Genomic DNA, 25,535 nt, shown 5'->3' with positions numbered 1-25,535 from the left:
GGGCGGGCAAGACTTGATAAATAATAAGTGGGGCCAGCAAATCTATCGGCTAATTATTTTGGGTGACCCCCATTGAGAGGCCCCGCCGAATCGCAAAATTGTCAGCCTCCAGATAGGAGATTTTTATGACGTTCGAAACGACCTTAGCCGAAGAAATTTGGGACAAAAAATACAAATTTAAGTCTGATTCAGCAACAGATGGCTCGCTAGAGAAAACCTTTGACCGTGTTGCCACAGCGATTGCAAAAGCTGAAACTCCCTCACTTCGGAAAGTTTGGGTGAAGAAATTTAAATCAGCTCTAACAGGTTTTCAATTTATTCCGGCAGGACGTATTTTGGCCGGCGCCGGAACAGCCCGTAAGGTCACATTGTTTAATTGCTTTGTCATGGGCACTGTCCCTGACGATTTGCCGGGGATTTTCGAGCACTTGCGAGAAGCCGCGATTACCATGCAGCAAGGCGGCGGTGTCGGTATGGATTTCTCGACTATACGTCCTAACGGTGCGGCCGTGCTCGGCGTTGGCGCGAATGCATCAGGGCCGCTGAGTTTTATGGATACCTGGGATGCGATGTGCCGCACGATTATGTCAGCGGGGCAAAGACGCGGCGCGATGATGGGATGTTTGCGGATTGATCATCCGAATATTGAAAGCTTTATCGAGGCAAAGCGCGACGGCGCGCGCTTTCGCAATTTTAACCTCTCCGTGCTCGTGCCCGATGCATTCATGGCAGCTTTGAAAACCAACTCTGATTGGGATTTGGTTCACAATGACACCGTCTATAAAACGGTCTCAGCTCAATCGCTGTGGGATAAGCTTATGCAGGCGACCTATGACGCGGCGGAGCCTGGCGTCATTTTTGTTGACCGTGTAAATGCACTGAACAATCTAGCTTATTGCGAAACCATTTCTGCGTCTAACCCCTGCGGTGAACAAATGCTGCCGCCTTATGGGGCTTGTCTTTTAGGCTCTCTCAATCTGGCAACCTTGGTCAAAACCCCATTTGAGAAAACGGCGTGCCTTGATGAAGATAAGCTTGAGGATCTTACGGCAACCGCTGTGCGATTTTTGGATAATGTGATTGACGTTTCGCGGTTTCCGCTGGAGGCGCAAGAGAAAGAAGCTAAATCAAAACGCCGCATTGGCCTTGGCGTCACGGGCCTTGCAGATGCCTTGATTTTTTGCGGGATTGCCTATGGCTCAGATGAAGCCGTTAAAACGACGGAGCAATGGATGGGGGCGATAAAGCGCGCCGCATACCGTGCCTCTGCGGGGCTGGCAAAAGAAAAGGGTCGCTTTTCCTTATTTGAAACCGAGATATTAGAGCGGCATAATCTGTTGTCCCTGGATGAGGAAACAAGAAGCCTGATCACGTCTCACGGATTGCGTAACGGGTGCCTGACATCCATTGCTCCAACCGGCACCACGTCATTATTTGCTAATAATGTATCGTCAGGCGTTGAGCCTGTTTTTGCCTTTTCATACAATCGAAAAATCAAACAAGCCGATGGGTCTTTTCACACTGAGGCCGTTGAAGATTACGCCTTATCACTTTGGAAAAGGCTCAAAGGTGATGCCGTTATGCCCGAAGATGTCTTTGTGAGCGCGCAGACCTTAACGCCGGAGCATCATTTGAAGATGCAGGCCGCTGCGCAACGTTTTATTGATAGCTCAATTTCCAAAACGGTGAACTGTCCCGAAGACATTTCATTTGAGGATTTTCAAGGCATATATAGCCGCGGCTTTGATATGGGATGCAAGGGGCTAACCACATATCGGCCAAACAGCATTACCGGCTCTATTCTCAGCACGACTGATGAGAGTACAAAAGATAAAGATCTGAAAAAACTGACGCCTTATCTGCCACCTCGCGCAGAAAAACTAACGGGCTCCACCTATAAACTTAAATGGCCGCCCAGCGAGCATGCCGTCTATGTGACCATCAATGACACTGAAGAAGTCGACGGTATGCGTCCCTTTGAAATTTTTGTGAACTCCAAAAATATGGAGCATTACCCCTGGACGCTTGCGCTCACCCGCATGATTTCTGCCGTCTTCAGGCGCGGGGGCGATGTCAGCTTTGTTGCCGAAGAACTAAAGGCTGTCTTTGATCCGCAGGGCGGGGCCTTTCTGGATGGAAAATATGTACCGTCACTGCCAGCTGCGATTGGCGGTATTGTCTTTAAACATCTGGGGCTTGATGTTGATATTACCGCCGACCCGGTGATCACAGAGGCTGTGAACACGGCTAAAAAGGTCGGCCTTTGTCCAAAGTGCAGCCAATATGCTCTCCTGAGAAAAGAGGGCTGTGATACCTGTTTGGAATGTGGTCATTCAAAATGTGGATGACGGGCCAGGTGCGGTTAAGTGATTAAAATAGGGACGAAAACTATGGTGACACCTTCTGACAAAGGACAGGCCTATCAAGGGCCTGTTATCTTTAGCTATGGATTTCGTCTTTTCTTTTTCTTTGGCGCGCTTTGGGCCGCCCTTGCTGTGCCCATATGGATAGCCGGCTACTTTCTTGGAGATATGGGCCTGCCGATTAAAACGGGCGTTTCATGGCATGCACATGAAATGATCTTTGGTTATAGCAGCGCAATTATAGCGGGTTTCTTATTGACCGCTGTACCGAATTGGACGGGCCGCTTGCCGATTGTAGGTTGGCCCTTATTCTGGTTGTTCGCCCTTTGGCTTGCAGGCCGATTGGCCCTCTTAATCGACATTAATCCCGACTGGATTAGTCGGCTACTGGATAGTGCGTTTTTAATCGTCTTTGCCGCGCTTGTTTTCCGAGAGGTTATTGCGGGCAAGAATAAGCGGAATGTGAAAGTTGCCCTTATTCTATCGCTCTTGGCCTTGGCCAATATTGGATTTCATCTCTCTGAAAATTTTGGATGGTGGAGCTTTGATCAGTTGAGCAAAATGGGACTTGGCATCGTTCTCATGTTGATTGTGATTATTGGCGGCCGCGTCACGCCTGCTTTTACAACGAATTGGCTTCGCAGTCGGAGCGATGCTAAGCCTGTCCCCTTCAATAAATATGACATTATAACGCTGGCTGTATCAGGGCTATCCATTTTCAGCTGGGTCACCTTTCCGGGGCATCTCATCAGCGGCGGGATCTTGCTACTGGCAGGCGGGCTAAATGCTCTGCGTCTTGTGCGCTGGAAGTTTTGGGCGGCGGTCTCTGAGCCTTTAGTGCTTATCTTGCATATCGCTTATGGGTGGGCGGCTCTGGCATTTGCGCTTAATGGCGCGGCTATACTCAAGCCCGATATTTTTCCGGCCATATCAGGCATTCACGCCATCGGGACGGGGGCAATAGGCGTGATGACCTTAGCCATTATGACCCGCGCGACGCTCGGGCATTCGGGACGACAGCTCACCGCAGATATTCCTACGGTGCTCATATTTATTCTGATTAATTTTGCGGCGGCTGCGCGGGTGGCTACGCCTTATGTAAACGTAGATTTACAGCCGAGCTTTACAATAGGTGCTGCGCTTTTGTGGAGTCTCTCCTTTGCCACCTACTGCTTGTTTTATGGGCGTTATCTGTGGCGACCTAAACCGTGATAGATTGGCCTGTACCGCCGCTGGATGAAATTGATGCGCGTCACTGGCTCAATTGACGTTAATCAACCCTGTATCCTTGACGGGTCAATGACAAAGCGCGCTTAGTCTCCTAACACAATCATATATCGCTCCGAGTCTGCTCGCCTAAGGCCATCTGGTTAAGGCGTTTAGGCCGTGGGTCAGCGGAGAAATCTTCTGGCCTCCCGTGCTTGGAAAGGAGTTGCGATGACACAGTTATACCCCTTTGCGGGAGCCTCTGCGCCTGAACCCTTGGCTTTGCGGCCCTCTATATCAGATGGGCTGAAGGTTACGCCCAATACTATGGGCGACGCTATAAAAGCCACGGATAGTTATGGTCGCCGGTTTCATTACTTGCGGCTCTCCGTCACCGAGGTATGTAATTTTCGATGTACCTATTGCCTCCCAAATGGCTGGAAAAAATCGTCTCCAATGAACTATATGGATACGCAAGAAATTCGGCGTCTTGTCTTCGGCTTTGCCTCGATGGGGCTCGCAAAAGTGCGCCTGACAGGCGGCGAACCTGCTGTAAGAAAAGACCTGACATCAATCATTGAAGCGGTCTCTGATATTGACGGCGTGAACAAAGTAGCGATGACAACAAATGGCTATAATTTAAATCGTTATGTCGATGACTGGGTATCAGCCGGGCTGTCGCATTTAAATATTAGTATTGATGCGCTTAACCGCGAGACTTTTTTGAAAATTACAGGACATGATCGTTTTGAAGATGTAATGGCGGGCCTTGGTCGCGCGCTTGAACATGATTTAGGCGCGGTAAAAGTGAACGCTGTTTTGCTGCGCGATTCAGTCGAGGACGGTTTTAAGGGCTGGAGCGATTTTGTGCGTAATAGACCGGTGACCGTTCGGTTCATTGAATTGATGCGCACATTAGACAATGCCGAGTTTTTCGCAGACCAACACGTTAGCGGAGAGGTCTTGCGGGGATGGCTAACGCAAAATGGCTGGGCGCCAAAAATGCGCGGTATTGATGATGGTCCGGCAATTGAATTTGTTCATCCCGATTATGTGGGACGTATTGGATTGATTGCGCCGTATTCCAAAGGGTTTTGTGATAGCTGTAATCGCTTGCGCGTCAGTGCAAAAGGAAACATGAAACTTTGCCTATTTGGCAATGGGGGGTTGGACTTGCGGGATCTACTGCAATCCGATGGTGGCCTGGAAGAATTTCAGGCCCGTGTCTTGGGGTCTCTGCAAAGTAAAAACGCCGGGCATAGATTATCAGCATCTAACCCAGGAGACACTATGAACCTCGCGCAAACAGGCGGCTAGATATTTAGTAAATGGCATCAGTTTCAGTGCCATGACCGCCGCGCTGCCGTTCAGTACTCGCTTTGCCGTCTAATTGCTCAGATTGTTTATAATGATTATCAATGGTTGGGGCAGGACGGGCTAATCTTTTCAAAGCATCCATTTTGTCAAATTTGACTATGTTCCCTGAGACGCTCACACCTTGCTTATTTAACTTCGCAAATGCGCGAGATAAGTTTTCCGGGGTCATACCCAAGAGAGCGGCTAGAACACGTTTTTCATGGGGTAGAGTAATTTGTGCGGCATTATCCTGACGGGCCGTTTGCGTGACTAAATAATTGGCTAATCGTTCAGTCGAGTCCCGTAATTTATGATTCTTTATTGCGCGTACAAGACCGCGATAACAAGCAGCCAGTTCTTCAGATACAGCAAAACTAAATTGTGCATTTTCCCGCATCGCGCGACGAAGAGATTCTCCAGGGATCATCAAAACTTCCGACCGTTCCAAAGTTGTCGCCGACATTAGAGCATCGGATTCCATTACCACCGCAGCCAAGATAAAAGTTGATACGGGGCGCAGGATTGCCAATGTGGTGTCTTTTGATTTCCATCCTGCAGATAGTTCAACAGAGCCTTCTAAAACAAAATAAAGAAAATCGACAGGTTCCCCGTCTATGAGCAGAGTTGTACCTTCCGGAAAGGTCTGGAGGAAAGCACCGGAAACGGCCGTTTTGAAAACAGAGTCATCGCACTTATTAAAAAAAGAAACATGACGAATTCGGTCGATACTGGATTGTTTAATAGACATTTACGGTTCTGTTCGGTTCGCGATTTTAAATCGCATTATAAGTATTTGCTGAGTTTCAACCTAACACTCACTTGATAATAGTCAATTACAACGTAGACAATTATTGAGCACGTATTTGTAATTTTTCCCAAGTCTAAATTCATAGATCAAGACACAGTCGATTGATCTCAATTTATAGGTTTAGCTGAACATTTACTAAGTCTCCACTTCACATTTATCAAGTGCGATTATTGCAACTGGCTGCACAACACCCCAAGCGCCAATCTGATACCAATGGGGGTAAGTATGCCGAGTCCAATCCAATATCCTATTAAAGGCGCTAATAGGGCTTTGGGATTAACGACCATTGCTTTCACGGCCTGTTTTGCCGTTTGGGTTATATTCGCAATTTTGGGCATTCAAATTCAAAAGGATCTCGGCTTAACAGAAACGCAATTTGGTCTTTTGGTCGGTACGCCCATATTAACAGGGTCTCTTTCCCGTCTTGTTTTGGGTATTTGGGCGGATCAATATGGCGGACGAATAGTTAATGTCATAGTTATGTTGTTATCTGCGGCAGCGACCTGGCTTCTGACATATGCCACGACTTATCCGCAATTTTTGTTAGCTGCTCTCGGTATTGGTTTAGCTGGCGGCTCATTTTCAGTCTCGGTAACCTATGTCTCAAAATTTTTTCCGCAGGAAAAACAGGGCTCAGCACTAGGTATTGTAGGTGCGGGTAATGTGGGCGCTGCGGTCACCAAATTTGCTGCGCCGATTGTTATGGCTTCGACGGGGTGGATGGGGGTTGCCAAAGTTTGGGCGATTGCTTTGGCCGTTATCGCAATATTGTTTTATGTCTTAACTCAAGATGATCCTGAATTAGCTGCACGGCGCAAATCAGGGGCCAAACCGCGAAGCTTTGCTGCGCAGTTTAAGCCGCTCAGAGATGTGCAAGTTTGGCGCTTTTCGCTCTATTATTTCTTTGTTTTTGGCGGTTTCGTCGCTCTGGCCCTAACGTTGCCGCATTACTTGATCGAAGTATATGGATTTGATTTAAAAACCGCCGGCCTTCTCGCCGTGGCCTATTCTGTGCCAGCCTCTATTTTCAGGATTTATGGCGGTCAGTTATCAGATAAAATTGGGGCCCGAAAAGTCATGTATCTGACCTTCATTGTGTCTTTATTTGTGACATTCATTCTGGCTTACCCCTCCACGACTTATATCGTAGACGGCGTCGGCGGTCCCATTTCGTTCCGTCTCGCAACTGGGCCAGTCGCATTTGTCGTTATGATATTTATATTAGGCTTCTTTATGAGCCTGGGCAAAGCGGCTGTTTATAAACATATCCCTATATATTATCCTAAAGACGTCGGTGCTGTCGGCGGTTTGGTCGGTATGATTGGCGGGCTTGGCGGGTTCGTGCTGCCCATTATGTTCGGCATGCTGAATGACCTTACAGGTGTATACACCAGTTCCTTTATGTTGCTTTTCTTTATCGTGGCAGGGTCCTTGTTATGGATGCACTTAGCTATCCGTCGGATGGAACAAGACGCTTCGGGTCTGCCGTTCCGCAAACTACCTCAACTACCCGAAATGCAATCTATCCATAATCCTGAAACCCATGATGCACTTAGTCCCAAAGTGATAACCGATTGGAGAATTGAAGAGGATAGTTTTTGGAAAAACCGCGGACGTAAAATCGCCCGGAGAAACCTCTGGATATCTATCCCCGCCTTGTTCCTTTCCTTTGCGATCTGGATGGTGTGGTCTGTTGTTGTCGCGAAACTGCCGCAGATAGGCTTTAGCTATTCTACAAGCCAGCTGTTCTGGCTCGCGGCTTTACCCGGCTTATCGGGTGCAACATTGCGAATATTCTATAGCTTTATGGTGCCGATATTTGGGGGGCGTCTTTGGACAACCCTGACAACTTGGTCTCTTATTGCGCCGGCGCTTGGCATCGGCTTTGCTGTTCAAAACCCGGACACACCTTACTGGATCATGCTTGCCCTAGCTCTACTGTGTGGCTTTGGAGGCGGCAATTTCGCGTCCTCTATGTCCAATATCGGATTCTTCTTTCCTAAGGCAGAGAAAGGTAATGCACTGGCTCTGAATGCAGGCCTTGGAAATCTGGGCGTTAGCGGCATGCAGTTCATCGTACCTATCGTCATAACTATGGCTGTGTTCGGGGCAATCGGTGGCGAACCGCAAGTGACAGCAGCGGGCGAAGAAATTTTCTTACAAAATGCCGGCTTTATTTGGGTGCCCTTCATTATCGCGTCAGCCTTTGCAACATGGTTTGGAATGAATGATCTTGCTGACGCTAAAGCATCTTTTGCCGAGCAGTCCGTCATTTTCAAACGGGCCCATAACTGGATTATGTGCTGGCTCTATACCGGGACATTTGGATCATTTATCGGATTTTCAGCCGGGTTTGTGTTGCTGACTAAAACAGAATTCCCAGATGTGAATGTTCTGCAAATTGCCTTTTTAGGACCTTTAGTTGGCGCTTTGTCCCGCTCACTCACAGGGTGGGTAGCAGATCGCTGGGGCGGTGGCCGGGTCACACTCTTGGTCTTTATTGCCATGGCGTTGGGGACAATAGGTGTGATCGCATCTCTACAGGCCGGGAGTTTCGTCGGATTCTTTGCCTGCTTCATGTTCCTTTTTATAGCAACAGGTGTTGGCAATGCTTCGACATTTCAGATGATTCCTGTGATTATGCGTAAGGAAATTGCTCGGATGCAACCTGGTATTCCTGCCGATGAGTTGCTACGTCAATCGGGTCAAGAAAGCGCTGCGATTACAGGGTTTACGTCAGCCATTGCCGCTTATGGGGCTTTCTTCATACCTATGAGTTTTGGCATATCTATCTCTGCTTCCGGCAGTGCAGTTGCCGCACTTATAGGGTTTTTGATTTTTTATATCACCTGTATCGCTCTTACGTGGCGGGTTTATACCCGTCGCGGTGGACTGCTTCACGATATAGAACGCAGTTCCGAGGTTGCTGATATCAAGCTGGCGTAAGGAAAGACCAGAGTCATGAAAACCGTCTTTTTCGTATCCGTCACCGCAATCGCAATGTTGAGATCAATCCCGGCATATGCTGCTGATAATGCAGATACACCTGCCGACGCCATTACAAACGGTAAGGCCACAATTGATACGCGTTACCGTTTGGAGACCGTTGATCAGGATGGCTTTGCGGAAGGTGCAACGGCGCAAACAATTCGTACAAAACTAAAATATACAACGGGTAACTTCAAAGGGTTTTCAGCGGTTCTCGAGGTTGAAAATGTTCTGGTCCTTCAAAACGACTATAATAGCACAATTAACGGAAAAACTAATTTTCCGGTGATTGCAGACCCAAAGTCGACTGAAATCAATCAAGCATATCTAGCCTATAAAGGCGAAAGCGGCGCGACGGTGAAGGCCGGACGCATCGGCATGAATATGACGAACCAGCGGTTTGTCGGTACCGTAGGCTGGCGCCAAGATGATCAGACTTATGATAGTCTCGTTGTAATGATTGAGCCCATTGATAACTTAATGCTAACAGGTTCATATGTGTGGAATGTGAACCGCATCTTCTCCGATGATAATCCGCTCGGCAATCTGGATACGGATACAACATGGGTCAGCGCGGACTATACCGGGGTGAATTTCGGAACACTGACGGCTTACGGCCTGTTCATTGATCTTAATGATGCGCCTGTTTTTGGGCTGTCCTCGCAGACACTTGGACTGCGATTTGCCGGTAAAACGAAAGCCAGTGATACTTTAAGTCTGCTCTATGAGGCTGAATATGCCACGCAAAGTGATTATAAGGATAACCCTGTTGATTACTCAGCAGACTATTATCACCTCTTAGCAGGCGTTGCCTCAGGCGGCTTTACGCTCAAGGCAGGGTATGAAGTCTTGGGCTCACATAGTGGGAATGCGGCATTCAAAACGCCCCTAGCTACGCTCCATAAGTTCAATGGTTGGACCGATAAATTCTTGAACACGCCCAATGGCGGCCTGGAAGATTTATACGCATCCATGTCCTATAAAGTGCAGGCTGACGGCCCTCTAAAGGGCCTAAAATTTGATGTTATCTATCATGATTTTTCAGCAGATGTCGGCGGTGATTACGGCTCCGAAATTAACCTGCAAGTGGCTAAGAATATCAACCAAAATTACTCCGTTGCCCTAAAATATGGTAGTTATAATGCTGATGGATTTGCGACTGACACCGACAAGCTGTGGATATCACTCGGCGCGAAATTTTAAATTAGTTTAGCTGTGGAGCCTGATACTCCTAAGGCTCAACGATTATATATCTTTCGTTTCTCTCTTGATTCTTGAGTCTGGCGGCGCTTTAGCGCCGCTTTTTTTGACACTACTCCCGTGCCAATTGACATTTGTCAGGTCGGCACACGGATTTTTTTTAGCGTCAGAAGATAGATTTCAAATTGAGCGTCGTTCCTAACTTACTTCGCGCCGTCACTTCACATTTATCAAGTGAGTTTTCAGCGCGGCCTGTAAGCTGCCAAGCAGACAGACATACTAGAAGATGAGCTTCACCACATTGGCCTCGCTGCCAAGGCAGCTCTCAACCGTCTAAAGGACTATTCACATGAGCCATACACTCGACCGATTGACATTCTTCCGGCGCAAGACCGAAACCTTTTCAAATAAGCACGGCGTGATGACGGATGAGGATCGCTCATGGGAAGAAGCTTACCGCAACCGCTGGCGTCACGATAAAATTGTGCGCTCAACACATGGCGTAAACTGTACAGGTTCTTGTTCTTGGAAGATCTACGTCAAAGGCGGCATCGTCACATGGGAAACCCAGCAGACAGATTATCCCCGCACGCGCGATGATATGCCCAACCATGAGCCGCGCGGCTGTTCTCGTGGTGCGAGCTATAGCTGGTATTTGTATTCTGCAAACCGGGTGAAATACCCGCTCATTCGTGCCCGTCTATTGAAAATGTGGCGTGCAGCCCGCAAGACAATGGCTCCTGTCGCAGCATGGCGCTCTATCCAAGACGATAAATCTAAGCGTGATAATTACACAGCTTTCCGCGGCCTTGGCGGTTTTGTGCGGGCTGATTGGGACGAGGTCAATGAAATGATCACGGCGGCCAATGCCCATACAATTAAAAAATGGGGCCCTGATCGCATCTTTGGCTTCTCTCCAATTCCTGCCATGTCTATGGTGTCCTACGCTGCCGGCGCGCGTTACTTGCAACTCCTCGGCGGCGTAACCGGATCATTCTATGACTGGTATTGCGATTTGCCGCCTGCCTCTCCTCAGACCTGGGGCGAGCAGACAGATGTTGCTGAGAGTGCTGATTGGTACAATTCAGGCTTCTTGATCCTTTGGGGCTCTAACGTGCCGCAAACCCGCACACCGGACGCGCATTTCTACACCGAGGCGCGCTATAAAGGCGTGAAATCCGTTGTGATTTGCCCTGACTATTCCGAAGCATCAAAGTTTTCAGACGTTTGGCTTGCGGCTAAGCAAGGGACGGATGCGGCTCTTGGTATGGCCTTTGGCCATATAATTTTGAAAGAATATCACCGCGACCGCACTGTTCCGTACTTTCGTGATTACCTTCGTAAATATAGCGATCTGCCGCTTCTTGTGCGTCTTGAAGAACAAGAAGACGGGTATGTGCCGGGCCAAATGCTACGGGCCTCTGATTTTGTTGGAAATATGAAAGAGGCCAATAATCCTGAGTGGAAAACTGTTGGTCTTGATGAGAAAACCGGCAAGGTTGTATGTCCTAATGGGTCTATTGGTTTCCGTTGGGGGGATGAGGGTAAATGGAACCTCGAAGAACGTGACAGCAAAGGCAAAGATATTGAGCTGCGCCTAGGCCTAAAGGGCGTTGAAGACGACATCGCCAAAGTGCGCTTTCCTTACTTTGCTAACTCCGCCTCTAACGGCTTTGCGTCAACCGATCATCCTGATGTCTTAAACCGCAATATCCCTGTCAAAGTTATGAAGATGGCTGATGGCACTATGGCGCGAGTCGCATGTATCTATGACTTGATGATGGCCAATTATGGTATCGACCAAGGCTATGGCGGCGAGCATATTGCCAAAGATTATGACGATCCACAGCCATATTCTCCGGCTTGGGCTGAAGGCATTACCTCTGTGCCGCGCGATCAAATCATTGCAACAGCGCGCGGTTTCGCGACAAATGCTGAAAAGACTGATGGTAAGTCCATGGTCATTATCGGTGCCGGTATGAACCACTGGTACCATATGGACATGAATTACCGTGCCGTAATCAACATGCTCGTTATGTGCGGCTGTATCGGACAATCCGGTGGCGGCTGGTCGCACTATGTTGGCCAAGAAAAGCTACGTCCACAAACAGGCTGGGCGCCGCTGGCCTTCGCAACGGATTGGGTGCGTCCACCGCGTCAGCAAAACTCAACATCCTTCTTCTATGCTCACACTGACCAGTATCGCTATGAAACCGTTGACGTGAAAGAAATCCTATCCCCGACCGCGCCTAAGGATGATTGGTCCGGCAGTTTCATTGACTACAACGCAAAAGCGGAACGTATGGGCTGGTTGCCATCTGCGCCTGCGCTCAAGACCAATCCGCTGGATCTCGCTGCTGACGCTAAAAAAGCCGGCATGGACCCTAAAGATTATGTGGTGCAGGGTCTGTCTGATCGCAGTTTGGAAATGTCCTGCATGGACCCCGATGACGAGGCGAACTGGCCCCGTAATATGTTTGTCTGGCGCTCAAATCTGCTAGGCTCGTCCGGAAAAGGTCACGAATATTTCCTCAAACATTTCCTTGGCACCGATCACGGCATCCAAGGTAAGGAATTGGGCGATACCGGAGGCGACAAACCTAAAGATGTCAAATGGCACGATGAGGCTCCCGAAGGGAAACTCGATCTTCTGGTCTGTATCGACTTCCGTATGTCGACGACCGCCGTTTACTCTGACATCGTTTTGCCAACCGCGACATGGTATGAGAAAAATGATCTGAATACGTCAGATATGCACCCCTTCATTCACCCCTTGGGAAAAGCCGTTGATCCGGCATGGGAATCTCGCTCGGATTGGGACATCTTTAAGGGGTTGGCTAAAACCTTCTCTGAAATCTCCAGCGAAGTTTTGGGTGTTGAAGAAGACGTTGTTCTTACGCCTATCCAGCATGATACCGCAGGGGAACTTGCTCAGGCTTCGGGCGTCAAAGACTGGTATAAAGGCGAATGTGAGCCCATTCCCGGCAAAACCATGCCTCAAATCTCCATTGTCGAGCGCGATTACTCGCAAATCTATGACAAATTTACGTCGCTTGGCCCGCTTCTTGAAAAAGTCGGAAATGGTGGCAAAGGCATTGGCTGGGATACGAAAGAAGATGTCGCAAACTTGCGCTCTCTCAACGGTCCTGTCTTAAAAGAGGGTGTCTCCCAAGGCCAGCCTCAAATCAACAGCGCCATTGATGCGTGCGAAACAATTCTCATGCTCGCGCCTGAAACCAATGGCGAAGTCGCCGTCAAAGCCTGGAAGGCTCTTGAAAAGCAGACAGGCCGGAAGCACGCCCATTTGGCAGAACCCAAAGAGGACGAGAAAATCCGCTTCCGCGATATTGTGGCCCAGCCGCGTAAGATCATTTCCTCACCTATTTGGTCAGGTATTGAAAGCGAACACGTCAGTTACAATGCCGGCTATACCAATGTGCATGAGTTGATCCCATGGCGGACACTGTCAGGGCGTCAGCAACTCTATCAAGATCATGATTGGATGCGCGCTTTTGGTGAAGGGTTTGTGGTTTACAAGCCACCGGTTGATTTGAAGACAACGCATGTCAAAGGTCAAAAGCCTAATGGCAATCCTGAGATTACCCTTAACTTTTTAACGCCTCACCAAAAATGGGGTATTCACTCAACCTATTCAGATAATCTGTTGATGCTGACACTGAACCGCGGCGGCCCTGTTGTCTGGATTAGTGAAACCGATGCCAAGCGCGCCGATTTGATTGATAACGATTGGGTAGAAGTGTTTAACGCTAACGGCGCGTTGACAGCCCGCGCGGTGGTTTCCCAGCGTATTCGTGAAGGCACAGTCTTTATGTATCACGCGCAAGAGAAACAGGTGAACACACCGGGCTCTGAAATGACCGGCAAGCGCGGCGGTATTCATAACTCTGTGACCCGCACAATCCTCAAACCCACACATATGATTGGCGGCTATGCCCAACTTTCATATGGCTTCAATTATTACGGCACTGTGGGCTCTAATCGCGATGAATTCATCGTTATTCGCAAAATGAATAAAGTCGACTGGTTAGATGAACCGGCGTCTAGATCGGAGGCTGCAGAATGAAAATCCGTGCTCAAATAGGAATGGTCTTAAACCTCGATAAATGTATCGGCTGTCACACCTGTTCCGTCACCTGTAAGAATGTTTGGACGAGCCGCGAGGGCGTTGAATATGCCTGGTTCAACAATGTTGAAACCAAGCCCGGCATTGGCTTTCCAAAAGATTGGGAAAACCAGAAACGCTGGAATGGTGGCTGGAAACGTAAGAAGAACGGCAAGATCGAGCCTAATATGGGCGCGAAATGGCGCATATTGTCGAAAATTTTTGCCAACCCTGATTTGCCTGAAATCGATGATTATTACGAGCCATTCGATTTCGATTATGCTCACTTGCAAACCGCCCCTGAAATGAAGGCGTTCCCGACGGCTCGCCCTCGGTCTAAAATCACAGGCGAGCGCATGGAGAAAATCGAATGGGGCGCCAACTGGGAAGAAATCCTTGGCGGTGAATTTGAAAAGCGCAGTGCGGACTATAATTTTGAAGGCATAGAGAAAGAAATCTACGGTGCGTTTGAACAAACCTTCATGATGTATTTGCCTCGCCTGTGCGAGCATTGCTTAAATCCGACCTGTGTTGCGGCCTGTCCATCCGGCGCGATCTATAAGCGCGAAGAAGACGGCATTGTATTGATTGACCAAGATAAGTGCCGGGGCTGGCGCATGTGCGTGTCCGCCTGTCCTTATAAAAAGGTCTATTACAACTGGGAATCCGGTAAATCCGAAAAATGCACATTGTGCTATCCGCGCCTCGAAGTCGGTCAGCCGACAGTATGTTCTGAAACATGCGTTGGCCGTATTCGCTACCTTGGCGTCTTGCTGTATGATGCTGATAAAATCGAAGAAGCGGCTTCCACGCCTGACGAAAAGGATCTGTATCAAGCGCAGCTTGATGTGTTCTTGGACCCCAATGATCCTGAAGTCATTGCACAGGCCCGCAAAGACGGCATTCCCGAAGCTTGGCTCGAGGCAGCGAAAATCAGTCCCGTTTATAAAATGGCGATGGATTGGAAAGTGGCATTCCCGCTGCATCCTGAATACCGCACCCTTCCAATGGTTTGGTATGTGCCGCCGCTTTCTCCGATTCAGTCTGCCGTTGCAGCGTCTGCGCTGGAAGTTGATAATGATATGCCCGACGTCGCGTCCATGCGGATTCCAGTTAAATATCTCGCCAATTTGCTGACCGCCGGCAAAGAGGAACCGGTTGTTCTGGCGCTCGAGCGGATGATGGCTATGCGCAAATATATGCGAGCCAAGTCCATTGACGGCGTGATTGATCACCCGACCGCTGAGAAAGTGGGTCTCACCGCAGCTCAAATTGACGAGATGTATAAATATATGGCGATTGCCAATTATGAGGATCGTTTTGTCATTCCAACGACCCACCGTGAAGACAAAGAAGACATGTTGCAAATGCGTGGAGACTGCGGATTTACTTTTGGTAATGACTGCTCCGGTGGCCGCACTGAAGTGGGCCTCTTTGGCAAAGACAAGCGGTCACGGTCTAAAACGGCTGACATGACACCCCCTAAATTACCTGCGGAGTTTTAATCATGGCTATCACTTATAGAGCCTTATCTCGTCTTCTCTCCTATCCTGAAGCCCCGCTTCAGGAGGAAGCTCTGTCGCTCGTTGACGCAATTGCAGATGAAGGTCTTATCCCTGAGAAAATTGTTCGCTCACTGCGAAAGTTAGCGACGAGCATCGCGTCATCTGATCTTTATGAAGCGCAATCTGCTTATGTGGAACAATTTGATCGCTCCCGCACATTGTCTTTGCATCTTTATGAGCATGTGCATGGGGAAAGCCGCGAACGCGGCCCGGCTATGGTTGGGCTTGTAGAGCTTTATAAAGCGCATGGCTTAGAAATGGAAATCAGCGATCTTCCGGATTACCTGCCTATCTTTTTAGAGTTTCTATCCGTTGTGCCAAATGAGCAAGCCGCGTCACTTATCGGCGAGGCCGCTCATGTTGTGGCCGCCATCGGTGAGCGCCTCAAAAAACGTGAAAGCGGATACCGTGCAATCTTTGGGGCTTTGACGGCGCTGTCCGATCGTCCGGCGGATAAAGATGCTCTCGATGACCTCTTGGCTATGGAAGAGGATGACCCGGATGATTTGGAAGCTTTGGACAAAAGCTGGGCGGAAGAACCCATTACATTTGGTCCCGGAACACCTTCCGATGGATGCCCTAAAGCTGAGGCTATGGTCGCAGGCATGCAAGCCGGCGCTTAAAACAATAGAGTTCGTCACGCTAGAAAAACGGACGCGCATTACGATAAAGGATCCTTATCATGGCTACAGAGCACGCAGTAACACTGGCGACGGCTGGGCCGATAGATCAGCTTCTTTTTGGTGTTTACCCATATATTGCCCTCGCTGTTTTGGCGATTGGTTCAATTATCCGATTTGATCGCGAACAATATACTTGGCGTTCAAGTTCGTCTCAACTTCTGCGTCGAAAGCAGCTTATGTGGGGGTCTGTGCTATTTCATATCGGTGTGCTGATAATTTTCGTTGGGCACATCGTGGGCTTGTTGACACCTCTTAAGGCCTTTGAGCTCTTTCGTATTACCCATGGCACTAAACAAATTATGGCAATGGGCGTTGGTGGATTTGCCGCCGTGTTCGCATTGGCTGGCGGCCTTATGTTGTTACACCGCCGCTTGTTTGATCCCAGAATTCGGAAAACTTCCAATTTCAGCGATATCGCTATTTTGACATTACTTGTTGTACAGTTGATTTTAGGTCTGGCGACAATACCGTTTTCAGGACAACATTTAGACGGTTCCGAAATGGTCAAATTTATGACTTGGGCACAACGTATATTTACACTACGCCCCGGTGCCGCAAATCATATCGCTGATGTGCATTGGCTATTTAAGCTGCATATTACGCTTGGACTGACCATCTTCTTAGTCTTTCCCTTCACCCGTCTGGTCCACATGCTATCAGCACCCATTTGGTACTTACCCCGCCGCGGCTGGCAAATTGTTCGCACACGCCGCGATCTTGCAGCCCGTAAAGCAGGAGGCCGCTCATGAGCTCCACACATTCAGCCGTATTCTTCGGGGTAGAAATCCCTGAAACTTTGCTGGCGTCAGAGATGCAGAACCACAAATCCGCCAGTATGAAAGAGTCGCGCCAAATGGCAGGGCGGGCTTTAGCCGCAAAAACCGTTCTTCTGGCACAGGGTGAAAAAATGGGTCTTATTTTCGAGCAAGAGATCAATGAAAAGGGGCTGCAAGAAACCAAAGAGGAAGCTCTTATTCGTGCCGTCCTGAGTGAAGAGGTTGAGCCCGACGAGATTGATCCTATCGCCGTGAGGAGAATCTACGACTCTCAACCCAAGGGGTTTTCCACGGCGCCTCTTCTAGAGGCCTCTCATATCCTCATTGCGCCGCGCGAAGATGATGAGGCCAGTTGGATTGCCGCAGAAGAACAGGCCACTGAACTTTTGTCCCTTCTTATGAAAAATCCTAAGAAATTCTTTTCACTTGCGCGCACAGTCTCGAATTGTCCAAGCAGTAGCGATGGTGGAAGCTTGGGCCAATTAAGGCCCGGTGATCTTCTGGCCAATATATGGGATGTGCTTTTAAACTTAGATATAGAAGAAATAGCGCCGACGGCCGTCAAATCAAAACATGGCTGGCACATCCTCAAACTGGATCATCGCGTTGATGGACGCCGACTGCCGTTTGAGCATGTGTGCGAACATATTGAAACCACACTAGAATTACGGGCTTGGACGGTTGCGGCTGCGAAGTATGTTGATCGTCTTTTAACGGCGAATGCGGGTCATGCCCCGAGCTTGGCAATCAACACAGAGGGTGAACTGGACCGAAATAGTGACGGGGCCGGAAAAATTCGTTTCGTCTTGGGTGACATTTTCAATCAGCCCCAGAATGCCGTTGAGCTACTCGACGAGGAAAGCCGAACCGTCATTATTAAAAAAGCTAAAAGTCAAAACGTCTTACCGCAAGATATTCTGGGCAACTCCGTCCCGGCGTTTATCAACCGCGCCGATGATGATGCGTGGACGAAGATTATTTCATGTTTGAGAGACAGCGATAATCCGCTGACAGATAGTTTAGCGGTCATTGTGAAGCACCAATTCCCGGAAGATAAAAAACCGGGACGGGCCTTAAACATTGGGGCTCACCATGTTCATAAACCCCCTGAAGGAAAGTGCCATGACAAGTGCTGCTAACAATACTTTAATAGAGACACCTTCAACGGATTTACTCAAGGACCCTCTTTTGTGGTTTTTTGCAGAGCATCATAAGCATCGACAAATATGTCAAAAACTTACTGAGCATGCGGGCTCCGTCGTTCTCGACGCTGGCCTTGTCAAAGAAATCCTCATCTTCTTGCAAGATGAAATGCCACTACACATCATTGACGAAGAGGATGACTTATTTCCGCTCCTGCGACGCCGGTGCGAGCCTGAGGATAGGCTGGAACGCACATTAGGTCAGCTCTCTGGTGAACACGCTGCCGATCTTGATATCGGTAAAAACGTGATTAGAGTTTTAGAAAATGCGCTGGAGTCTGGAAGAGGTCTCGGCACAAGCCGAGAATCGAAAGCCGTAATCGAAGAATTTTGCAGAGCGCAACGTAACCATATTGCCCTTGAGAATGCAGTGGTATTGCCTATCGCGCGCGCACGTCTGACAAAAGAGGATCAAAAATCTTTGGGAAAACGTTTGGCCGCGCGCAGAGGTTTGACAGATCCTTTCAAAAAGACGTCATGATAGACAATCTGATAAGTAACAATCTAGATTGGGCAAGCGGCCGTGTTCGCGCTGACCCGCAATACTTCCAGCATCTTGCCGCGCAACAACATCCTGAATATCTATGGTTAGGGTGTTCTGATAGCCACGTCCCTGCCAACGAAATCGTCGGTCTTGACCCCGGCGAGCTTTTTGTTCACCGCAATGTCTCAAACATTGCCTGTCCGCAGGACGCCAATTTTCTCTCTGTGCTTCAATTCGCCCTTGAGAAGCTAAAAATTAAGCACATCATCGTATGCGGCCATTACGGATGCGGTGGTGTAAAAACCGCTATGGACGGCAACCGTCACGGCCTGATCGATCATTGGCTACGCCCCATCTCAGATATTGCCGCGCGGCGCAGTAAAACACTGCACGACATCAAAGATGTGGACTCGCGCGTGAATATGATTTGCGAGGAAAATGTGAGAGCGCAAGTGCTCTCCGTCGCGCAAAACCCATTTGTGAAAGATGCGTGGAGGCGCAAACAATCCGTGGCTGTTCATGGGTTGATTTATTCGATCCGGGACGGCTTGTTGAGAAGCCTCGATATGAGCATAACAAAACCTTCGCAGGCCGAGAAACTGCGGCAAATCCTGAAAAATCTCGATGAGTAAAATTTGCACATTAATTGTGGCGGGCGGACAAGGCCGCCGCATTGGCGGCCATAAGGCTGATACGGAGCTTTGCGGCAAACGGCTCATAGACCATACAATCCAACGTGCCGAAAATTGGGACCTGCCCATTTATATAGGGCTACGTAGACACGGTCAGGTTTTAACGCCGGGCTACTTCCAAATATTGGACAAAGCTGATATTGAGGGCCCGCTGTCAGGCATTATCGCCGGACTTGCCTTTGCGAAAAAGGAAGGTTTTTCCTACGTTCTCACGGTTGCTTGCGATATGCCATTTCTGCCAAGCGACCTCGTTGACTGGTTGTTACCCGCCGCGCAAAAAAGTCATAAAATCGTGGCCGCTAATTCCGGCGGCCGCTTACATCCCATTTGCGCTATCTGGCCCGTCGAGGCGTTGGAAACATTGGAGCATTGTGCGATGGCAGGCGAGCTAAGCTTAAACCGTTCGTCCAAAACCTATGGCCGTGAGGAATTGGAATGGCCCGACGCGCCTTACGATCCATTTTTTAATATCAACACAGCACGAGAGTTAGAGCGCGCTAATGCTATCGTTGTACTTAGGCAGTCAGTTTAGCTGGTAATCGCTCTTCGGCCATAGCCGTCAGCTTATTAATCGTAAGTTCAAAGTCTTGCTGTGTTGTGCGTGGGTTGATGGCGCAAATGCGCAGAACCTCCATATCTTTAATCCGTGTTGGCGTAATCATCGCAAAACCGTCTAGAATAATGTCTCGAGACAACTGATTGTGAAACCCTGGCGAGAGAGCGTATCCGGGATTAAACCGAAAATTAATTACACCAATATTGGCGTCCGTAATGATCTCCCACCGGGGGTCGCGCTCCAAAAGCGATTGGACATATTCAGCATTGTTTATCCCTTGGTCTACGGCATCACGAAAGTTTTTCAGTCCAAATGTTTTAAGTGACATCCAAAACTTTAGGGCTCGAAATCCGCGTGTAAGCTGTACGCCATGGTCACAAAAATTAGTCTGCTCGCCATTGTCTTCTAAAACGTCAAGGTATTCTGCAGTGACCTTGAAGGCCTCTTTTAAGTGGTGCGTGTCCCGTACTAAAAGGCATCCAATTTCATAGGGTTGAAACATCCATTTGTGAGGGTCAATTGTAATAGAGTCGGCTTTTTCTATACCCTTTAAGAGCGTTTTGCCTGTTTGAGTGATCGCCGTAGCGCCTCCGTATGCGCCATCAACATGTAGCCAAAGTCCTTGTTCTTTACAGAACTCTACCAGATCCTCCAACGGATCAATCGCCCCAGCATTGGTCGTCCCGGCATTTGCGATAACACAAAATGGAACAAGGCCGCGTTTACGGTCCTCATCAATTCTCTGAGCTAAGGATTCCAAAGGGAGACGCATATGGACGTCTGATGCAATAGACCTAATTTGATAGGGTTGAAAACCTAATATTTTTAAGCCTTTGGGAACAGAAGAATGCGTTTGATCAGAAAAATAGACGGCGGCATTGGTTGGATTGTTTTGAAGCTTAATATGACGAGCAACCGCCAATGCCGTCAGGTTCGCCATAGATCCGCCGCTAACGAATAGGCCTCCGGAGTCCTTGGGTAAACCGATTAGCGTTTTGAGCCAATCAATGGATTTCATCTCTATCGCCGCCACACCTGAGGGCCCAAGCCAAGCGCCTGCAAATATATTGAAAGATGATGACATAAACTCGGCTAAAGCGCTGACGAAATTATTTGGACTTGGGACGAATGCAAAACACCGTGGATGATCCAGATGGGTCATCGTGTTCAGGGCTTTCTCCTTGAACTCTTCAATCACTTCGCCCAAATCCATTCCCGTCTCCGGAATGGGTTCTTGTAACCAACGCGCTAGCATGGCGGGATCGGTGGGCTTAGTGACGGAGCGTTCATGATTATGTAAAAAATGGTCAATGACCAAATCTAATACATCCTCTCCGGCGGTTCGCATCTCCTCACGGCTAAGCGTGAGAGATTTATTATCGGCCATGTCGGGCATCCTTTAGTTCAGGGAGATAAAAACTCGTGCGTCCAGCCATGATTTGCGGCGAGATGGTATATTTCGCGCTTGTCTAACCCAAACGCCTCTCGGTGCATGAACTCGATCGAGTGCGGTTTAACATGGTAACCGGACCAAGACGGCGGGCGCGGAATACGCAATGTTCCAAACTCTTTCGTGAGCCGTGTGACATCGCGTTTTAACTGCCGTAAGTTATCCAAAGATTTGGACTGTTCGGAGACCCAAGCACGCACCTGTTGCTCGCGGGGTTGCCTTGCAAAATAGACGTCTGCCTCGGCGCAACCGATGAAAGACACCAAACCTTCGACACGAATTTGGCGATTAAGCGCCTCCCAGAAAAAACATAAGGACACTTTCGGGTTCGCCGTCAGGTCTTGTCCTTTATGACTCGTGGGATTTGTAAAAAAGACAAAACCTTCACCATCATAGGCCTTCATTGTGACCATGCGATTGCTGGGTTGTCCGTCCGCAGAAACTGTCGCGAGATTGACCGTGTTAGCATCTACGATTAGCTTATTAAGAGCGGCCTCCTGATAGCAATCATCGAAAACTGACATGGGGTCTTGAGACTCACTACAGACAAGACTTGGGTGCAGCCAAAGGGGATGTTGATAGTCTTTTGGTGCAAGTGCGAGCATATTTACCTCCTATGATACAAGTACGAAATCTCGAACGTTATTGTCCGAATGGGTTAGGGTGACAGCAATGTATGGTTCCAGTTGTTATGGCCGTCTTTTTTGTATTGGTCGCGGGTATGAACTCGAAATTTCCCGCGCTTCCAAAACTCAATGGTAAGAGGGTTGACCCTAAACCCTGACCAATGAGGCGGGCGAGCGATAGCGCCTATTCCAAAGCCTTTCGCCTGTCTGGCGAGTTCAAATGTAAGGTCAGAAGCCTTCTTCAAGGGTTGCGATTGGGCTGAAGCCCAGGCTCCGATTTGGCTTTGACGCGGCCGGCTCGCGAAATAACGATCAGCTTCCTCATCTTCAACAGCTTCGGCCACACCCTCAATTCGGATTTGTTTCCCAAGAGATTCCCAATAAAAGCATAGGGCAACATGAGGGTTAGCTTTTAAATCGACGCCTTTATGGCTGTTCAAATTGGTGTAAAAAACAAAGCCTTCAACCCCAAAGTCTTTCAGCAAAACAATACGATTACTCGGACGTCCCGAGGCCGATACCGTCGCCAAATTCATCGCATTGGCTTCTTTAATAGACTTATGGCTCATGGCTTCCGCCATCCAGAGTTTAAATAGATGCAGCGGATCTATTGCTGACGCGCCAGCCAATGGTTCGGGACTATTATCCGGAAAATGATTATGTTTCATCAGATCGGGCCTTACGGTTTTGCTCTCATGCTATGATTTCCATAAATTGATCTTGGTCAGATTTTGACCCATTTTATTGGCGGTATTAAAAGGCACGTTGGTACGGCGTTGCCACCATTTTTAAAAAGCCCTTGGCAGAAGGATCTAATTTAAACTTCACGAGGTCCGTGCGTTTATAAGCATTCTGAGCCCCCAGTTTTCGTAGCACACGGCCAATCATGGATTTAAAAACGCGTTCTATTTGAGACGCATGTTCCCAACTTGGCGTGCGGCCATAGCGGCGACGTAGAATTCCATTGGTCATCATCCCGGCATTGATAAAGGCGCTTTCTTGGGTGGAGAACTCCATGACCATAGAGACGCAGAAGCTTACATTTTCAACCCGGTGCGGGGAGCGGTGGGGCCAAGAGATCATCTCTCCGCCCATCAAATCTGCCACAATGGCGCTGTCGTCAAACTCTGGTTTATAGGGTACGTCTTCGGCCATCTCGCCCAAGACAATAGCTTCAAAAGCGCTGTCGGGTAAAAACACTTGCGTCATAGGATAAACATAAGCTCGTTTATGCCCGCGAATATGCCAAAGATGGGTCATGGTTGGATCGCTATGGTAAGGTGTGCGAGCCGTGGGAGAGGAAATGAGAATGCCGCCGCGGCAGTTGCGCCGATCCTTGTTTTTTCCGGCCTTGTCTTCAAGCTCCGCATGGAGTTGATCCAGCACAGTCTTATATGCGGGCTGACGGTTCATGACCTCGCGCACGTTGATCCAGATGTCGCCGGCTTTCGCGGCGGCAATCAAAGTTTTCCCATCTGCCCCGCGAAAATCTACAGTTAACTGTTGATCTCGATATTCTTGATATTCATGATTATTGGGAACCGCCAGTACATCTATTAAGTGGTTTGGATGTAGATCCAACATCGCCGCTAAAGCGTCGTCGGTGAAAAGTCCGGTCGCATTTAACTTATGACCCACAGACATGACTTCTTTGCCATAATCGAGCTGGTTCTGCTCTGTCCAGTCTGTAATCAGCTCCATATTAGCCTCCAAAAAGATTGCGCCCCGATAATGAAACACGCTGTTAAGATGAAGAAGTATATGCAATAGATATGCCTGTTAAGTTACTGTTTCTATAGAAGAAGCATGATAGTTGTTAATTGCTGGCTTGATATATTTTGCGTAAAAAAAGCTGTGTCGCAGGGGTTGCCAATCTGTGACGAGCTTCCCGGCGACACGCCAAAAATGAAATGCAAATTCTTAATCGTTTAAAGAAACTGTCTTTTTTCATACGATAAGCCTGCGCATATCTTTTGGCTAAAGGTCAAGCGGAGGCGAAGACATAGCCCGTCCATTTGCATATCCAGTCCGCTAAATTATCACGAATTAAATTGCGATTTGCCTCGACCATTTCTAGTTTGAGGGTGCACGCCTGCTAAATCAGCGTGTGGAGTTCACCAACTCCCTGTTAAGTGAGACGCCCCTGTCGGGCGCGTCCTGTTTTTGCGTGTCTCCGGTTACGGCCGGAGGGCGTAGGAATGTCCAAGGCTTGCCCAAACACTACGCTCGGGTAAGTTTGCTTCACCGATCTGGTAACTTCCCGACTTTACGGAGATCACCCTATGCCAGACCCTGATGTAAATAGTGAGTCTTTGTCCGTCGTCATATAAAACGGCACAGATATCGGCCAGGGCCAAGAGAGACTTTGCTTACCTTGTTGGTTGATATTAGGCGACGGCTTTGCGGTATTGCAAGCGTCGGTGTTCGATAGTCCTCCTTGATGCACATTACTCATCAAGGACCCGGAACTAAACCGGGACAAGTCTAGAGAGACTTTTCGCTCATCTTCACCCTCATGGAGAAAAAGATGAGAACGAGCAAACAAACGTCCGGCAAGCGCATCGTTAAGGAGAATATTTCAGTTTGGCTGCGGGCGAATGACTACTTTGTCTTAACCAAGGTCACCGTCATGAGACAGTATGTGCAGGGATCGGACGAAACATTTATGGGGGAGCTGACAGATTGTCAGTTGATCACCTATTACGATGAAAAACGGTCTGGTCTTCGTTGGAGTGTACTGACAGAGATGGGACACAGAGACGAAGTCTTAAGGATAGCAAGTGTAATGAGTGCCTGAATACAGAAAATACAGCTTGGTTGAGTTGATTTTGACCTACAATTTCCACACATTTCGTCATACAAATTTAGTTTACAGGCGTTCTAACTTATTGTAAAATATAAACATTAAAGACAAATATGCGACTTCTCATCCGCACATTTTTCAGGCGTTTTACATAGCCTATGAGATGATATTTAATCTAAAACATCGATTTAAATGCATCGTATGAGGGCTAGACTTAATTCTCAAAAAGATTTGGCGTATTTGTACGGACCCGTTCATTAGTGAAAACTTTCATATCTTTATTTACATAAGTATTTGTTGTCAAAACCCTGCCCTTAGCGACCGACTTAATGGCTTTATCCTGTCCCGGCAGAGGGTGACGAACGACACGAATACGGCGTGTTGTCGGCATTGTTTTTCTTACAATAATAGGGTTTGAAACACGTCGTTGTGGCGTCTGATTTGCGGCGCTTGCAATCGGCGCTGACGCGAGAGTTTGTGTGCCTGCCTCAGAGCCCGCTAATGCAGGTTGGCTTGTGAAGAACAAGACGGCTGTCGTGGCGGCGATTATCATTTTAATTTTCATGTCTAATCTCTAACTTGGTTATGTGTAATGCGTCGTGGTGCATCTGATTGAAGTTTCAACTAAGTGGGAAATCTTATCAAAATATGAAT

Annotated in this window: 20 protein-coding genes and 1 riboswitch; of the genes, 14 read left to right on the top strand and 6 right to left on the bottom strand. The window is 48.4% G+C overall.

Features of this window, described 5'->3' with window-relative positions; genetic code table 11:
- Nucleotides 1–125 precede the first annotated feature (125 nt).
- The 3 genes from H142_RS0112690 to moaA all read left to right on the top strand — a co-directional run bounded on the left by H142_RS0112690 (nt 126) and on the right by moaA (nt 4,886).
- A complete protein-coding gene (locus H142_RS0112690) occupies nt 126–2,348 on the top strand; it encodes an adenosylcobalamin-dependent ribonucleoside-diphosphate reductase (protein WP_017932527.1) in 2,223 nt (740 codons plus the stop codon).
- A gap of 42 nt (nt 2,349–2,390) precedes the next feature.
- Complete coding sequence (locus H142_RS0112685) at nt 2,391–3,575, top strand: NnrS family protein (RefSeq protein WP_017932526.1); 1,185 nt, start codon at nt 2,391–2,393, stop codon at nt 3,573–3,575.
- 116 nt (nt 3,576–3,691) lie between these two features.
- A riboswitch (molybdenum cofactor riboswitch) is annotated at nt 3,692–3,810 on the top strand.
- 86 nt (nt 3,811–3,896) lie between these two features.
- Entirely contained in the window at nt 3,897–4,886 is a 990-nt protein-coding gene (gene moaA / locus H142_RS0112680) for a GTP 3',8-cyclase MoaA (RefSeq protein WP_026148049.1), read from the top strand.
- Nucleotides 4,887–4,890: 4 nt separating this feature from the next.
- Here the strand turns inward: moaA and H142_RS0112675 are convergent, their stop codons facing one another.
- The gene (locus H142_RS0112675; RefSeq protein WP_017932524.1) at nt 4,891–5,673 is read right to left on the bottom strand and encodes a cyclic nucleotide-binding domain-containing protein; all 783 of its coding nucleotides are present in this window, start codon (nt 5,671–5,673) and stop codon (nt 4,891–4,893) included.
- A 285-nt stretch (nt 5,674–5,958) separates the two neighbouring features.
- Here H142_RS0112675 and H142_RS0112670 point away from each other — a divergent pair, with 285 nt between their 5' ends.
- The 10 genes from H142_RS0112670 to mobA all read left to right on the top strand — a co-directional run bounded on the left by H142_RS0112670 (nt 5,959) and on the right by mobA (nt 19,978).
- A complete protein-coding gene (locus H142_RS0112670) occupies nt 5,959–8,679 on the top strand; it encodes a nitrate/nitrite transporter (RefSeq protein WP_017932523.1) in 2,721 nt (906 codons plus the stop codon).
- 15 nt (nt 8,680–8,694) lie between these two features.
- Entirely contained in the window at nt 8,695–9,924 is a 1,230-nt protein-coding gene (locus H142_RS0112665) for an alginate export family protein (protein ID WP_017932522.1), read from the top strand.
- Between the two features lie 346 nt (nt 9,925–10,270).
- Nucleotides 10,271–14,005, top strand: a complete 3,735-nt coding sequence (locus H142_RS0112660; RefSeq protein WP_017932521.1) for a nitrate reductase subunit alpha — start codon at nt 10,271–10,273, stop codon at nt 14,003–14,005.
- Nucleotides 14,002–15,549: a nitrate reductase subunit beta gene (narH, locus tag H142_RS0112655; RefSeq protein ID WP_017932520.1), complete on the top strand. Its 1,548-nt coding sequence runs from the start codon at nt 14,002–14,004 to the stop codon at nt 15,547–15,549. The genes H142_RS0112660 and narH overlap by 4 nt, the downstream gene beginning before the upstream one ends.
- 2 nt (nt 15,550–15,551) lie before the next feature.
- Entirely contained in the window at nt 15,552–16,232 is a 681-nt protein-coding gene (gene narJ, locus H142_RS0112650; protein WP_017932519.1) for a nitrate reductase molybdenum cofactor assembly chaperone, read from the top strand.
- Nucleotides 16,233–16,291: 59 nt separating this feature from the next.
- Entirely contained in the window at nt 16,292–17,041 is a 750-nt protein-coding gene (gene narI, locus H142_RS0112645; protein ID WP_017932518.1) for a respiratory nitrate reductase subunit gamma, read from the top strand.
- Nucleotides 17,038–18,207: a peptidylprolyl isomerase gene (locus H142_RS0112640; protein WP_017932517.1), complete on the top strand. Its 1,170-nt coding sequence runs from the start codon at nt 17,038–17,040 to the stop codon at nt 18,205–18,207. Before narI ends, H142_RS0112640 begins: the two co-directional genes overlap by 4 nt.
- Complete coding sequence (locus H142_RS0112635; protein WP_156812028.1) at nt 18,191–18,751, top strand: hemerythrin domain-containing protein; 561 nt, start codon at nt 18,191–18,193, stop codon at nt 18,749–18,751. The genes H142_RS0112640 and H142_RS0112635 overlap by 17 nt, the downstream gene beginning before the upstream one ends.
- Complete coding sequence (locus H142_RS0112630; RefSeq protein WP_017932515.1) at nt 18,748–19,386, top strand: carbonic anhydrase; 639 nt, start codon at nt 18,748–18,750, stop codon at nt 19,384–19,386. Before H142_RS0112635 ends, H142_RS0112630 begins: the two co-directional genes overlap by 4 nt.
- On the top strand, nt 19,379–19,978 hold the full coding sequence (mobA, locus tag H142_RS16515; protein ID WP_017932514.1) for a molybdenum cofactor guanylyltransferase: 600 nt from the start codon (nt 19,379–19,381) through the stop codon (nt 19,976–19,978). The genes H142_RS0112630 and mobA overlap by 8 nt, the downstream gene beginning before the upstream one ends.
- On the opposite strand, the gene H142_RS0112620 is transcribed toward mobA, so the two are convergent.
- From H142_RS0112620 to H142_RS16510, 4 genes are all read right to left on the bottom strand, one after another.
- Complete coding sequence (locus H142_RS0112620; RefSeq protein ID WP_026148045.1) at nt 19,962–21,389, bottom strand: pyridoxal phosphate-dependent decarboxylase family protein; 1,428 nt, start codon at nt 21,387–21,389, stop codon at nt 19,962–19,964. The two genes, mobA and H142_RS0112620, sit on opposite strands and share 17 nt — an antisense overlap.
- A 17-nt stretch (nt 21,390–21,406) precedes the next feature.
- Nucleotides 21,407–22,057, bottom strand: a complete 651-nt coding sequence (pdxH, locus tag H142_RS15780) for a pyridoxamine 5'-phosphate oxidase (protein ID WP_083899038.1) — start codon at nt 22,055–22,057, stop codon at nt 21,407–21,409.
- A 53-nt stretch (nt 22,058–22,110) separates the two neighbouring features.
- Nucleotides 22,111–22,746, bottom strand: a complete 636-nt coding sequence (gene pdxH, locus H142_RS0112610; RefSeq protein ID WP_017932511.1) for a pyridoxamine 5'-phosphate oxidase — start codon at nt 22,744–22,746, stop codon at nt 22,111–22,113.
- 85 nt (nt 22,747–22,831) lie between these two features.
- Nucleotides 22,832–23,779 carry a hypothetical protein gene (locus H142_RS16510; protein ID WP_017932510.1) on the bottom strand — a complete coding sequence of 316 codons (948 nt, stop codon included), beginning with the start codon at nt 23,777–23,779 and terminating at the stop codon, nt 22,832–22,834.
- Nucleotides 23,780–24,605: 826 nt separating this feature from the next.
- Between H142_RS16510 and H142_RS0112600 the strand changes: the two genes are divergently transcribed.
- The gene (locus H142_RS0112600; protein WP_156812027.1) at nt 24,606–24,875 is read left to right on the top strand and encodes a hypothetical protein; all 270 of its coding nucleotides are present in this window, start codon (nt 24,606–24,608) and stop codon (nt 24,873–24,875) included.
- 220 nt (nt 24,876–25,095) lie between these two features.
- On the opposite strand, the gene H142_RS0112595 is transcribed toward H142_RS0112600, so the two are convergent.
- Nucleotides 25,096–25,446, bottom strand: a complete 351-nt coding sequence (locus tag H142_RS0112595; RefSeq protein WP_017932508.1) for a hypothetical protein — start codon at nt 25,444–25,446, stop codon at nt 25,096–25,098.
- Between the last annotated feature and the right edge of the window lie 89 nt (nt 25,447–25,535).

The sequence above is a fragment of the Robiginitomaculum antarcticum DSM 21748 genome (assembly GCF_000365025.1).
Taxonomy (GTDB): Bacteria; Pseudomonadota; Alphaproteobacteria; order Caulobacterales; family Maricaulaceae; genus Robiginitomaculum; species Robiginitomaculum antarcticum.
Note: the sequence above shows the minus strand (reverse complement) of the source record. Positions and strands in the feature narration are given on the sequence as shown.